The sequence below is a fragment of the Brevibacillus soli genome (genome assembly GCF_044759095.2).
Taxonomy (GTDB): domain Bacteria; phylum Bacillota; class Bacilli; order Brevibacillales; family Brevibacillaceae; genus JBIYSM02.
The window spans coordinates 67,999-80,728 of sequence record NZ_JBIYSM020000016.1 but is presented as its reverse complement, the minus strand read 5'-3'; the positions used below and the strand labels follow the sequence as shown (position 1 = coordinate 80,728).

General features: G+C 53.6%; 12 protein-coding genes. All 12 read left to right on the top strand.

The window, feature by feature from the left end:
• Positions 1-255: 255 nt before the first annotated feature.
• The gene (upp, locus tag ACE99V_RS08885; RefSeq protein ID WP_400490714.1) at positions 256-885 is read left to right on the top strand and encodes a uracil phosphoribosyltransferase; all 630 of its coding nucleotides are present in this window, start codon (positions 256-258) and stop codon (positions 883-885) included.
• 13 nt (positions 886-898) lie between these two features.
• Positions 899-2,047, top strand: a complete 1,149-nt coding sequence (gene wecB, locus ACE99V_RS08880) for a non-hydrolyzing UDP-N-acetylglucosamine 2-epimerase (protein WP_400490713.1) — start codon at positions 899-901, stop codon at positions 2,045-2,047.
• Between the two features lie 177 nt (positions 2,048-2,224).
• Complete coding sequence (locus ACE99V_RS08875; protein ID WP_400490712.1) at positions 2,225-5,377, top strand: phosphodiester glycosidase family protein; 3,153 nt, start codon at positions 2,225-2,227, stop codon at positions 5,375-5,377.
• A 416-nt stretch (positions 5,378-5,793) separates the two neighbouring features.
• Entirely contained in the window at positions 5,794-6,984 is a 1,191-nt protein-coding gene (locus tag ACE99V_RS08870) for an acetyl-CoA C-acetyltransferase (RefSeq protein WP_400490711.1), read from the top strand.
• A 383-nt stretch (positions 6,985-7,367) separates the two neighbouring features.
• On the top strand, positions 7,368-7,577 hold the full coding sequence (locus ACE99V_RS08865) for an AtpZ/AtpI family protein (protein WP_400490710.1): 210 nt from the start codon (positions 7,368-7,370) through the stop codon (positions 7,575-7,577).
• Between the two features lie 8 nt (positions 7,578-7,585).
• Positions 7,586-7,957, top strand: coding sequence for an ATP synthase subunit I (locus ACE99V_RS08860; protein ID WP_400490709.1), 372 nt, complete (start codon positions 7,586-7,588; stop codon positions 7,955-7,957).
• Positions 7,958-8,026: 69 nt separating this feature from the next.
• The gene (gene atpB / locus ACE99V_RS08855; RefSeq protein WP_400490708.1) at positions 8,027-8,821 is read left to right on the top strand and encodes a F0F1 ATP synthase subunit A; all 795 of its coding nucleotides are present in this window, start codon (positions 8,027-8,029) and stop codon (positions 8,819-8,821) included.
• A gap of 46 nt (positions 8,822-8,867) precedes the next feature.
• The gene (gene atpE, locus ACE99V_RS08850) at positions 8,868-9,089 is read left to right on the top strand and encodes a F0F1 ATP synthase subunit C (protein ID WP_049740871.1); all 222 of its coding nucleotides are present in this window, start codon (positions 8,868-8,870) and stop codon (positions 9,087-9,089) included.
• Between the two features lie 120 nt (positions 9,090-9,209).
• On the top strand, positions 9,210-9,713 hold the full coding sequence (atpF, locus tag ACE99V_RS08845; RefSeq protein WP_400490707.1) for a F0F1 ATP synthase subunit B: 504 nt from the start codon (positions 9,210-9,212) through the stop codon (positions 9,711-9,713).
• Positions 9,710-10,237, top strand: a complete 528-nt coding sequence (locus tag ACE99V_RS08840) for a F0F1 ATP synthase subunit delta (RefSeq protein ID WP_400490706.1) — start codon at positions 9,710-9,712, stop codon at positions 10,235-10,237. The genes atpF and ACE99V_RS08840 overlap by 4 nt, the downstream gene beginning before the upstream one ends.
• A 29-nt stretch (positions 10,238-10,266) precedes the next feature.
• A complete protein-coding gene (gene atpA, locus ACE99V_RS08835; RefSeq protein WP_400490705.1) occupies positions 10,267-11,778 on the top strand; it encodes a F0F1 ATP synthase subunit alpha in 1,512 nt (503 codons plus the stop codon).
• Between the two features lie 76 nt (positions 11,779-11,854).
• Positions 11,855-12,718, top strand: coding sequence for an ATP synthase F1 subunit gamma (gene atpG / locus ACE99V_RS08830; protein ID WP_400490704.1), 864 nt, complete (start codon positions 11,855-11,857; stop codon positions 12,716-12,718).
• Positions 12,719-12,730: the final 12 nt, after the last annotated feature.

Here is a 12,730-nt window from a genome sequence, read left to right as displayed (position 1 = left end):
CAGGTACTTCTTTTTTCCGTAGTCGCTGGGGATTTTCCTTTGTTTAAGGACATTATTTCATACACCAGAATTTATAAAATTGGACATCCCATACAGCCGCTAGAAAAGTGTTCGGGGCCCCGCCCGGCGAAGCGTTAGCTAATGCCGGCTGGGTTTTCTTAGTGCGATTCCGTATGAATATTGGATAAATTGACGAGCGAACGCTCCTCCGCTATTATGAGAAGGATGCACTGTAACGGAAACGGAGGAACGGGTATGAACCGTGTATACGTGTTTGATCATCCACTGATCCAGCATAAATTGACCTTTATTCGCGATAAGAACACCGGAACGAAAGAGTTCCGTGAACTGGTAGACGAAGTGGCTACGCTGATGGCGTACGAGATTACCCGCGACATGCCGCTTGAAGAGACGACCATTGAGACGCCGGTATCCACCTGTACAGCGCGTGTGATCTCCGGGAAAAAAGTAGGCCTGATTCCCATTCTCCGCGCCGGTCTTGGCATGGTGGACGGGATCCTGAAGCTGATTCCGGCGGCCAAAGTGGGACATGTGGGTCTGTACCGCGACCCGGAAACCCTGCAGCCGGTTGAGTACTACGTGAAACTGCCGACCGACATCGCCGAGCGCGATCTGATTGTGATTGATCCGATGCTGGCAACAGGAGGCTCGGCTGCCGCTGCTCTCACCGCCCTGAAGAAGCGCGGGGCCAAAAACCTGAAGCTGATGTGCCTGATTGCCGCTCCGGAAGGAATACGGCTGGTACAGGAAGAGCATCCTGACGTGAACATTTACGTTGCGGCCATTGATGAATATTTGAACGACCACGGCTATATCGTTCCTGGGTTGGGAGACGCAGGCGATCGCTTGTTCGGGACAAAGTAGGGGTAGAAGACCTATGAAAAAATGCAAAGTCATGACGGTGTTCGGGACGAGGCCGGAAGCCATCAAAATGGCCCCGCTGGTGCACGAGTTGAAAAAGCATGAAGATCAGATCGAATCGATTGTCTGCGTTACGGCGCAGCATCGCCAAATGCTTGATCAGGTGCTGGAGATTTTTCAAATCCAGCCGGACATCGACCTGAATATCATGAAGGACAGGCAGACGCTGGTGCAAATCACCACCCGCGCGCTGGAAAGTCTGGATCAGGTGATGAAAGAGACAAAGCCGGATATCGTCCTGGTGCACGGGGATACCACCACGACGTTTGTAGCCAGCCTGGCTGCCTTTTACAACCAGGTCGCCATCGGCCATGTGGAAGCGGGACTGCGGACGTATGACAAGTACTCCCCTTTCCCGGAGGAAATGAACCGTCAGCTCACCGGCGTGATGGCCGACCTGCATTTTGCGCCAACGGAAGGCTCTGCGGAGAACCTGCGCCGGGAGAACAAGCCGGAAGCCGGCATTTACATCACCGGGAATACGGCGATTGACGCGCTGCAGACCACTGTTCGCAGCGACTACACCCATCCGGTTCTGGACAAAGTAGCCGGACACAAAATGGTGCTCATGACCGCGCACCGCCGCGAGAACCTGGGCGAACCGATGCGCCGCATTTTCCGCGCGGTGAGACGGCTGACAGACGAGCATGCCGACATCGCCGTTGTCTATCCGGTTCACCTGAACCCTGCCGTTCAGGACGTGGCGCGGGAAGTGCTGGGTAACCACGAGCGCATTCATCTTATCGATCCGTTGGATGCGTTTGACTTCCACAACTTCGCCCGCCGTGCCCACCTGATACTTACGGACTCCGGCGGCGTTCAGGAAGAAGCGCCGTCTCTTGGCGTGCCTGTGCTGGTTCTGCGGGACACGACAGAGCGTCCGGAAGGGATCCAGGCGGGAACCTTGAAACTCGCAGGCACGGACGAAGACCAGGTATACCGCATGGCTGACCATCTGCTTCGCGACCAGTCCGCCTACGATGCGATGGCGCAAGCAGCCAACCCGTACGGAGACGGACAAGCCTCCAGACGGATCGTCGAAGCCATTCTCTATCATTTCGGACTGCGCCCGGAGCGCCCCGAACCGTTCCAGCCTGGAAAGTAAACCGATCGATAGCAACAACGAGAGGCGTTCTATTGGACGCCTCTTTTTTGGTTGCTTTTTCCACAAAAGAAATTTGGTCAAATGATGAAACTATCACCACACTTGGTGCGTCTATACCAATAGTTGTTTGCAACTAGAGAGAAAAGAGAGTTTGTGAAACGGAGAGGAGTTATCAACATGAGAGCGCGGAAGATGGTGTCGCTTCTTACAGCGGCGGCCCTCGCGTGGGGAGCCTTTGTTCCGCTCGCTTCCCAGGTGGCACAAGCGCGGGCGGAAACCAGTTCACTGCAAATGGTGTGGCAAACGCCGATCGGGGAAGGCGCTGCGTTACTGAAATATACGAAATCTTTTGCTGATCAACAAATCACCATCCTTGTAACCAAGGTGGATCTGAACAATCCCTATGTGGAAGTAAAGCCAGTTTACGGCACCAACGGCAAGCTGACGGAACGGCAAACGGTTACCCAGATGGCCCGGGAGACGGGCGCTGTTGCCGCCGTGAACGCCGACTTTTTCAACATGTCCAAAAGAGGAGCCCCGTTTGGCATTGTGATGAAAGACAAAGAATTGGTTTCCTCTATGGGGCATATCTCCTATTGGTACAGCCTGGGCTTGACGTCGGACAAGACGGCGGCGATCGAAAAATTCGGCTTTTCAGGCAAAGTGACCGCTCCGAGCGGCGTTTCCTATCCGCTGCAAGGAATTAACAAGGAAGAGTACAACCCGAGTGAAGGTCGCAAAAGCCACCTCAACCAGTTGAACATGTATACGCCCGCATTCGGAAAAACAAGTTTGGGGGCGATTCCGGGCTACCAAAACGTAGTGGAAGTGGTCTTTGTCGACAACGTCGCCAAGGAAGTGAGGGTGAATCAGCCCGGCGCGTATATCCCTTATAACGGTTACGTGCTGTGGGGACATGGACCGGCAGCCGCTTTCCTGCAGCAGCAGTTCCCGGTAGGGACGAGTGCGACCGTGGAATACCAGACAACCCCGCTTGACCGCGATTGGGCACAGGCGGTTGGCGGCAACGTGCTGTTGGTTGATCAGGGCAGACCATTGACCTCGTTCCAGGTAGACAGCTACATAAAAAATATTAACGCCCGGACAGCCGTTGGGGTGTCGCAGGATGGAAAGACGCTTTACATGGTAACCGTAGACGGGGCCAAGGGTGTCTACATGGATGAAATGGCGAAAATTATGGCCGAGCTGGGAGCGTACAGAGCCGTTAACTTTGACGGCGGCGGTTCCACGACCATGTCGGCGCGGCTGCTTGGTGAGACCCATGCCAAGCTGATTAACCAACCCAAGGAAGGTACCGAACGCCGCGTGCCGACCGGACTTGCCGTTTACAATACAGCACCGCCGGGAGAACTGGCCGGGTTCCAAATCGACGGACCAACCGAGATGCTGATTGGGCAAACCGTGGAGTTCACGACCAAGGCGTACGATAACCACTACCTGCCGTACATTATCCGTCCGTCCGAAATTGCGTGGTCGACCGAGCAGCCGGACGCAGGTGTGTTTGACGGCCAGCGCTTTACCGCCAGCAGATCGGGTCGAACCTCCATCGTCGCCACATCCGGCGGCGTAACACAGCGCAAAGACATTCATGTCTTATCCGGCAGCGACGTGCAGCAGATCGTCGTTTCACCGAACCCGATCAACGTGGCACCGGGACAGGCGCTCACACTTGACGTCAAGATAAAGACGAAAAAAGGACAATTGATTCAAGCGACACCGCTCAGCGTGCAGGCATACACAGATACGGCGATCGCTTCCGTAAACGACAAGCTGAAGCTCGTCGCAACCGATCAGCCGGGGAAAGGCACGTTGACGATCGCGTACGACGGCCTGACTGCCTCCGTACCGTTTACCGTCGGGCAGACAGAGCAGCCGTGGCTCACGTTTGACAACCAGACCTCGATGCACCATGCTGGATATCCAGCATCGCTCAGCACGAGCGGTTCCTTTACGGCCGTCACGGAACCAGTCTACCGCACGCGCAAGGCAGCGAAGCTTACCTACAACTTCGCCGGCGCGCCGCAGAACGACGTGCGCATCGCGTACGGCCGCGTCGGATCGCAGCCTGTTGCCATTCCGGGCAAGCCGATCGGATTGGGACTGTGGGTAAACGGCGACAACAGCAAGCATTGGCTCCGTGCCGAAGTGGTTGATGCCAAAGGCAAGACGGTTTACGTCGACCTGGCAAAAGAAATCGACTGGACGGGATGGAAGCAGGTAAAAGGCTACTTCCCGGGAAGTGTAAGCTATCCGCTGCAGTTGAAGAGCATTTATGTTGTCGATCGCGTCGAGGACGGCAACCAGCAGGAAAAAGGCACGCTGTACTTCGACGAAGTGTCTCTGCTTCAACCGTTCCAGGCAGGCAGCCAACCGACCGGCCGAGATGTCGCGCCGGAAATACCGGGGACCCTTTCGCTGGGTTCCGAACTGGATCTCCATTACTCGCTGGTGCGAGCGGCAGGATATCTGGATCAGGCGAGAATTGACGTCCAATCGATTGTGCCGCAGGCGCTTCCGGGATACGTGCCGGCAGACTACTCGTTCACGCTCAAGCCGGTTACGCTGAAGCCGGGTCAATCAGACCGGTTCTCGATATCACCCGCGACGCTCACTTTGACGCCGAAAAACTGGCTGGCCAACAAAGGCATCGGACTGCTCTACGTCAACGAGGTGAACGGGACGTTTGACCCGCTGCCCGGAACGGCGGACGCCAAGGGCAACTGGGTGTACGAAGTAAATGCCTACGGCACCTACATCCCGTACTACCTCGATAAGCCGAACAACGCTGCCTTCGTCGACATCGCCAACCATTGGGCCAGGGCGGAAATCACCTACATGGCGGAAAAGGGACTGGTGAAAGGGATGACGGCAACGACTTTCGGCCCCGAGTTATCCCTGACGAGAGCGCAGTTCGTTACACTGCTCGCTCGCGTCTTCCAGTGGGATTTGCCGTCTGCGCCAAAGCTGGCCTTTAAGGACAAGGTACCGGCCTACGCCCAGGGGGCTGTGCAAGTGGCAGTGACAAAAGGACTGGTGAAAGGATATCCGGACAAAACGTTCCGACCTGACCAGCCGGTTACGCGCGCGGAAGCAGCCGTTATTCTGGACCGTGTGCTCAAGCAAAAGGGCAACCTGACCAAGGCGCTCGCCGATCAAAAATCCTGGCCTGCGTGGGCATCCGGTTCCATCGCCAACATGGTTGGTTTGGGGCTGATCGACCCGGCCGGAAGCAAGTTCGAGCCGAACAAGCCAACCACCCGTGCCGTTTGCGTAGTGGCATTGTACCGGATTTTGCACAAGAAGAAGTAGCATTTGGTTGACAAACGACTACCATGAGGAGCAGTTGTGTATCCAGGCGGAGCGACTGGCGAAGCCCCGCCTAACGAAGCGACGAATTCGCGGGAATTAGGAGCGTCACTCTGAATGAACAGCGGAGCGGCTACTGCTTTGGCGCTCCCCCGTGAATCGTTGCGGAGAGGACAGTCTATACTCCCTGAAGGGCGTAGAGTGGAGCGAAGACTGGAAACATACTTCTCCCACTGCAGTCACTTTCTTAACAACCCGAAGACCGTCTGAGCGGTCTTCTTTTTTTGCAGGAAATGACACAGCGAGTTGGCTTTCTTCATGAAGCTTTTACGGCAGGCCGGCAGGAATAATTTGCAAATCAACCGAATTGAATGAGGGTATATGTCCACAATCATCCTGTCTTGAGGAGTGATCTTTCGGTGAGTCAGAAAGAGGTAGTCGTCGTAAGTGCTGTTCGTACCGCCATCGGGAACTTTCAAGGGACGCTGGCAGGTGTCAGCGCAACCAAGCTGGGGGCCATTGTGCTGGAAGGCGCCTTGAACAAAGCCGGTGTAGCAAAAGAGCGGGTCGGTGAAGTCATTATGGGGAACGTACTGCAGGCCGGACTGGGGCAAAACCCGGCGCGTCAGGCTTCCATTCAGGCGGGATTGCTGCAGGAAGTCCCATCCATGACGATTAACAAGGTGTGCGGTTCCGGGCTCAAAGCCGTTCATCTCGCGACCCAGTCCATCGTGGCGGGTGAGTCGGATATTGTGCTGGCCGGTGGCATGGAAAACATGAGCCAGGCTCCGTACCTCCTGGAAGGCGCGCGCGGCGGCTACCGCATGGGCGACCAGAAGGTTGTGGACTCGATGATCCGTGACGGTTTGTGGTGTGCCTTTAACGATTACCACATGGGCATTACCGCGGAAAACCTCTGCAGCAAATACGAATTGAGCCGGGAAGAGCAGGATGAGTTTGCGGCCTGGAGTCAGGAAAAAGCGCAAAAGGCGCTGGCGGAAGGACGCTTCAAGGACGAGATCGTGCCTGTTGCCATTCCGCAGAAAAAGGGTGAGCCGCTGCTGTTTGAGACGGACGAGTTCCCGCGTGCGGGAGTGACGGCCGAGGCTCTGGGCAAACTTCGTCCGGCGTTTAAAAAGGACGGCAGCGTGACAGCCGGCAATGCGTCCGGTATCAACGACGGTGCCGCGGCGCTTTTGATCATGTCCCGAGAGAAAGCTGACGAACTGGGATTGAAGCCGCTGGCTCGCATTGTGGCCAATGCAAGCGCGGGTGTAGACCCAAGCATCATGGGAATCGGTCCGGTTCCCGCGACCAGACGGGTACTGGAAAAAGCGGGGCTGACTCTGGATCAGATTGACCTGATCGAAGCAAATGAAGCGTTCGCCGCACAATCTCTGGCCGTTGGCAAGGAGCTCGGATTCAATCGCGACAAGCTGAATGTAAACGGCGGAGCCATCGCTCTGGGTCATCCTATCGGGGCAAGCGGTGCCCGCGTACTCGTTACATTGATTCACGAATTGCAAAAGCGCGAAGGGGCAAAATATGGATTAGCCACCCTGTGCATCGGCGGGGGGCAGGGTGTAGCGACGATTGTCGAAAAACTGTAGCATAGGCCAAACATCTCTGTCGGATTTCTTCGTTGCGTCGTCCCTGAGGGTCTAGTTAGGCCCGGTCAACAGCTCCGGAAAAACGCCAATATTTCCTTGGTTTTTCAAATGTGAACGCTTTGTGTACTTAGTGACAGGTAAGTTGACAAAGGGAATAAATCTTCGTTAATATGGATGAGGGCATAGGGGTAATAATACCGCCTGCCCTCTCCTTATGTCTGATGAGGATGTTTAAAAAGTCCGGGAAACATTGCCGTCGCATCTCGGTTGCGCCGCACAGGATGTGCAAGTGTCGGCGTTGCCAACAGGATGTTGGCGCTTTTAGCCGACCTTGGCCCTGTTTGTCCTCCTTTTTAAACACTCACACGAGAGGAGACTGTCAATTGCCGAAAATCGACAATCCTTGGCAGGCTGTCGGTCTGGTCAGTTTGATTGGCGTCGATATGGCCGTCTGTGTGGTATCTGGCGTATACCTGGGCAAATACATAGATGGACTGCTCGCCACCAAGCCGTGGTTTATGATGCTGGGCCTGCTCGTTGGCCTGGGCGTCGGCGTGTACAGCGTATATCGGATTATACGCGGTTACTTGTAGGGAGATGGATGATGCAAACGTTTTCTTTGGCGATGCGCAAGACATTTCGCTATGCTTTTTTATGTATAGCCCTTGTCGCGATACTCTGGGCCCTGTTGCCTGAGTACAGGCTGTTTTTGCAAAGTCTCCTGCTGGGGATGTTCGGTAGCCTTTTGAATGGATCCGTCCTCTTCAGCAAAACATGGCGAATCGGTCAGATGGCAGTAGATCCAAGTGTCCGGCCCAAGGGAACCGGAATGCTGCAGCGGCTCCTGGTTGTCGGGTTTGCCGTTTTTCTTACGGTTCGTTTTCCCCATACCTTTGTGTTTTCAGGCGTCATATTGGGCCTGTTCCTCTTTCAACTGCTAGGTTTTCTATTTGTTTATCGCTCCTTAAAATAGATTAGCTGCATTTCTTTACCTTCTTTTGTTTTTGGCAACAGACTAATGTGGAAGAAAGGGGTGAAATACATGCATTTTTCTCCGCGTTTTGAAGTGTTTGGTATGGTTTTTGACATACCGACCATGATCATGATTGTGGTGACTTCGCTGGTGGTGCTGCTCCTCGTAACAGGATTGACCCGCAACCTGACAGCCGGTGTGCCGAAGGGTACCCAAAACCTGATGGAGTGGATCGTTGACTTTGTCTACGGGATCGCCGGAGGCTTCATGAAGCCGAAGGTTGCTGCGAAAATGGTCACACTCGGCGTCACGCTGTTCCTGTACATCTTCATCGGGAACCAGCTGGGTCTTTTGTTCAACGTCAATACCAGCCATCACCAGATCAGCGATAGCTTTATGGACATGTTGACTCTGTCCACTTCAGAAGAAGCGAAAGAACAAAAAGTCCATCACATTCAGGAAGAACTGGCGAATCCGGAAGGTCACGGGGTGGTGGTTGCCTGGTGGAAATCTCCCACCGCGGCCCCAAGCGTAACATTTGCGCTGGCGTTCATCGTTCTCCTGTACTCTCATTTTCTCGGGATCCGCAAAAGCTTTGGTGGATGGTTGAAGCATACCTTCTTGAATCCAATTCACATCCTCGAAGAGTTTATCATCAAGCCGCTGACGCTTCCGTTGCGTCTTTTCGGTAACATCTTCGCAGGCGAAGTCTTGATTGCGTTCCTTTTGGCTGTAGGTGTGTTTGGGTCTATCCCGCTGTTCTTGTGGCTTGGTTACTCCGTGTTCGTTGGCTCTGTTCAAGCGTTTATCTTCACGACGCTTACCATGGTGTATATCTCGCAACAAGTTAACGAAGATCATTAATCTTCACCACATTATCTTTTTACAAATCTAAGGAGGTTTTTCTACAATGGAAGGTTTGGCTCTTGCAATCGGTATCGTATTTGGTCTGGCTGCTCTTGGTGCAGCAATCGGTAACTCCCTTGTTATCTCTCGTACAATTGAAGGTGTTGCTCGTCAACCGGAAGCACGTGGTAACCTGATGGGTCTTATGTTCCTGGGTCTGGGTCTCGTAGAGGCGGTTCCGATTATCGCAGTTGCGATCGGTTTCATCCTGTACGGTCGTCTGTAAGCGAGCGTTACAAACGAATGGAAGGGCGGGGGCTTGACCTTCGCCTCTATTTTGTGAAAAAGTTGCTTCAAGCGTTTGATTGATAAATATTCTCCTGTGCTTTAGGAAGGAGTGAACTCGATGCTCGACTTTGGTGCCGTATCCCTCGAATGGGGCACGATGCTGACACAAGCGATTGTTTTCCTTGTGCTGTTGTTGGCTGTTCGCAAGTTCGCCATGGGACCAATCGTGGCGGTTATGGAAAAACGTCGTCAATACGTAGAAAACGAAATCAATTCAGCGGAGCGCAACCGCAAAGAGGCGGAAGCTCTGCTTGCGGAACAACGCCGTGTACTGGATGAGGCTCGTGTAGAGTCGAAATCCATTATCGACCGCGCAACCAAGCAAGCTTCCGATGAAGCTGCGAAAATCGTGGCGGAAGCCCAATCTGCTGCGGAGCGCATGAAAGCGGAAGCGAGTGCGGAACTGGCTCGCGAAGTGGCAAAAGCAAAAGCGGAACTGCAAGAACAAATGACCAGTCTGTCTGTGCTCCTCGCCTCCAAGATTCTTGAAAAAGAACTGGACGAAGCCTCTCAAAAAGCTGCGATTGACAAATTCCTCGCACAAGTAGGAGATCGCCTATGAGCGGTGCAGTAGCAAAGCGTTACGCTCGTGCCTTGTTTGAAGTGGCAAGTGAGCGCGGTAAAATCGATCAGATCGAAACGGAACTGAACACAGTTGTGGATGCCGTAAACCAAAATGCGGAGCTGAGCAAAATTTTGCTTCACCCGCGCCTTTCCTCGGAAGCGAAGAAAGAGCTGGCAAATGAACTGTTCCAAGCTCATGTGTCGGAAGAGATCAAGAACTTCCTGGGTGTAGTGATTGAAAACGGACGCGAATCCGACCTCGCAAACATCCTCACGAGCTATGTTCAATTGGCGAACGAATCTCGCGGCATTGCCGATGCGATCGTCACCAGTGCGATGCCGTTGACAGGCGACGAACTGGCGACGCTTGCAGACAAGTTCGGAAAGATGCTGAACAAGAAGCTGCGCATTCAAACGGTGGTAGATGCCTCGATTCTCGGCGGTTGCATTGTGAGAATCGGAGACCGTTTGTACGACGGCAGCATTAAGACGAAGCTGGAACACTTCGCGCATCAAATCTAAGACTGTCTGAACGAATGGGGTGAATGTAAGTGAGTGCAATCAGACCTGAAGAAATTAGCACCCTCATTAAAGAGCGGATCGCTAATTATAAATCTGAGATCGAAGTAGTGGACGTAGGTACGGTTATCCAAGTCGGTGACGGTATCGCGCGCGTTCACGGTTTGGAAAAAGCCATGCAGGGTGAGCTCCTCGAGTTCCAAAATGGCGTAATGGGTATGGTACTCAACTTGGAAGAAGATAACGTGGGTGTCGTTATTCTCGGTCCTTTCCGCGACATTAAAGAGGGCGACACAGTAAAACGTACAGGCCGCATCATGGAGGTTCCTGTCGGTGAAGCGCTGGTTGGACGCGTTGTGAACCCGCTCGGTCAACCGATCGATGGTCTTGGTCCGATCAACACTACGGAATTCCGTCCGGTCGAAAGCCCGGCTCCTGGCGTCATGGCGCGTAAATCCGTTCATGAGCCGCTGCAAACCGGTATCAAAGCGATCGACGCGATGATTCCGATCGGTCGCGGTCAGCGCGAGTTGATCATTGGTGACCGTCAAACAGGTAAAACAGCGGTCGCGCTCGACACGATCATCAACCAAAAAGGCAACGGCATGATTTGTATCTACGTGGCCATCGGCCAGAAGCAATCCACCGTTGCAAACGTAGTAGAAACACTGCGCAAACATGGCGCACTTGAGTACACCATCGTGGTATCCGCGACGGCTTCCGATCCGGCTCCGCTGCTCTATCTGGCTCCTTATGCCGGTGTAACCATGGCTGAGTACTTCATGTACAAAGGCGGTCACGTTCTCTGCGTATACGATGACCTGTCCAAGCAAGCGGCTGCCTACCGTGAAATGTCCCTCTTGCTCCGCCGTCCTCCAGGCCGCGAAGCATATCCGGGTGACGTATTCTATCTGCACTCCCGTCTCTTGGAGCGCGCTGCGAAGCTGTCCGATGATTTGGGTGGCGGTTCCATTACAGCGCTGCCATTTATTGAAACACAAGCAGGTGACGTATCTGCTTACATTCCGACCAACGTCATCTCCATTACGGACGGTCAGATCTTCCTGGAAACAGACCTGTTCAACGCCGGTCAGCGTCCTGCAGTGAACTCCGGTATCTCCGTATCCCGTGTAGGTGGTGCGGCGCAAATCAAGGCGATGAAAAAAGTTGCAGGTTCCTTGAAACTTGAATTGGCTCAGTATCGTGAGTTGGCTGCCTTCGCGCAGTTTGGTTCCGATCTGGACAAAGCGACACAAGCTCGTCTGACACGCGGTGAGCGTCTGATGGAAATCCTGAAACAAGGCCAATTCGAACCAATGCCGGTTGAGAAGCAAGTATTGTCTATCTATGTGGCGGTCAAAGGCTTCTTGGATGATATTCCGGTAGCAGACGTACGTCGTTTCGAAAAAGAATTCTTGGCATATGTTGACTCCAGCAAGCCACAATTGGCAGAGCACATTCGTACGACGAAAGATCTGCCGGATGAAAAAGAGTTGAACGCTGCAATTGAAGAGTTCAAAAAAGGTTTTGCGGTAACTCGCTAATCGTGAAGAGATAGACATCTTGTGCATGCCGTGCTGAGAATGGCCCGGCATGTACACCCAAGGTGGTGAAAAACGAGTGGCTAAAGGTATACGTGAATTACGCCGTCGCATTAAAAGCGTGAAGAATACCCGTCAGATCACGAAAGCGATGAAGATGGTGGCTGCAGCGAAACTGCGCCGTGCACAGCAGAAGGCGGAAGCAGCACGTCCCTATGCTCGCAAGATCCAGGAAGTGATTGCAAGCATCGCAAGCGGTACGACTTCGGTTAAGCATCCGATGCTGCAATCCCGTCCGGTGAAAAAGACCGGGTATATCGTCATTACCTCTGACCGCGGACTTGCCGGTGGATACAACGGGAACATGATCCGAAAAGTGATCCAAACCATCGCAGAAAAGCATAAATCGCAGGATGAGTATACAATCTTTGTGATTGGTCGCAAAGGACGGGATTTTTTCCGCAAGCGCAACTATCCGGTAATTGACGAAGTAGTAGGCCTTCCGGAAAGTCCGACTTTTGCAGACATCAAAAAGATTGCCAGTGCAGCCGTGCAGCTGTTCGCCGATGAGAAAATCGACGAACTCTACCTCTGCTACAATGTATTCCAAAGTGCGATTTCGCAGGTCCCGACCGTATCACGACTGCTCCCGTTGGACGCTGTAGCAGAAGATGCGGGTCGTAAAGTGAACTACGAATATGAGCCAAACGCTGAAGAGGTTCTTGCCGATCTGCTCCCGAAATATGCGGAAACACTGGTCTACAGTGCGCTGCTTGATGCGAAAGCGTCCTTCTACGGTGCTCAAATGACAGCGATGGGTAACGCAACGGATAACGCGACCGACATGATCGGACGTTACACGCTGCAATACAACCGCGCTCGTCAGGCAGCAATTACGCAAGAGATCTCCGAGATCGTCGCTGGAGCGAACGCACAGGCGTAAATACAAGGTAGT

Bases quoted from the DNA above. Each gene is read 5' to 3' on its own strand.
- upp (WP_400490714.1), top strand. From the start codon at position 256: ATGAACCGTGTATACGTGTTTGATCATCCACTGATCCAGCATAAATTG.
- wecB (WP_400490713.1), top strand. From the start codon at position 899: ATGAAAAAATGCAAAGTCATGACGGTGTTCGGGACGAGGCCGGAAGCC.
- ACE99V_RS08875 (WP_400490712.1), top strand. From the start codon at position 2,225: ATGAGAGCGCGGAAGATGGTGTCGCTTCTTACAGCGGCGGCCCTCGCG.
- ACE99V_RS08860 (WP_400490709.1), top strand. From the start codon at position 7,586: ATGATGCAAACGTTTTCTTTGGCGATGCGCAAGACATTTCGCTATGCT.
- atpB (WP_400490708.1), top strand. From the start codon at position 8,027: ATGCATTTTTCTCCGCGTTTTGAAGTGTTTGGTATGGTTTTTGACATA.
- atpE (WP_049740871.1), top strand. From the start codon at position 8,868: ATGGAAGGTTTGGCTCTTGCAATCGGTATCGTATTTGGTCTGGCTGCT.
- atpF (WP_400490707.1), top strand. From the start codon at position 9,210: ATGCTCGACTTTGGTGCCGTATCCCTCGAATGGGGCACGATGCTGACA.
- ACE99V_RS08840 (WP_400490706.1), top strand. From the start codon at position 9,710: ATGAGCGGTGCAGTAGCAAAGCGTTACGCTCGTGCCTTGTTTGAAGTG.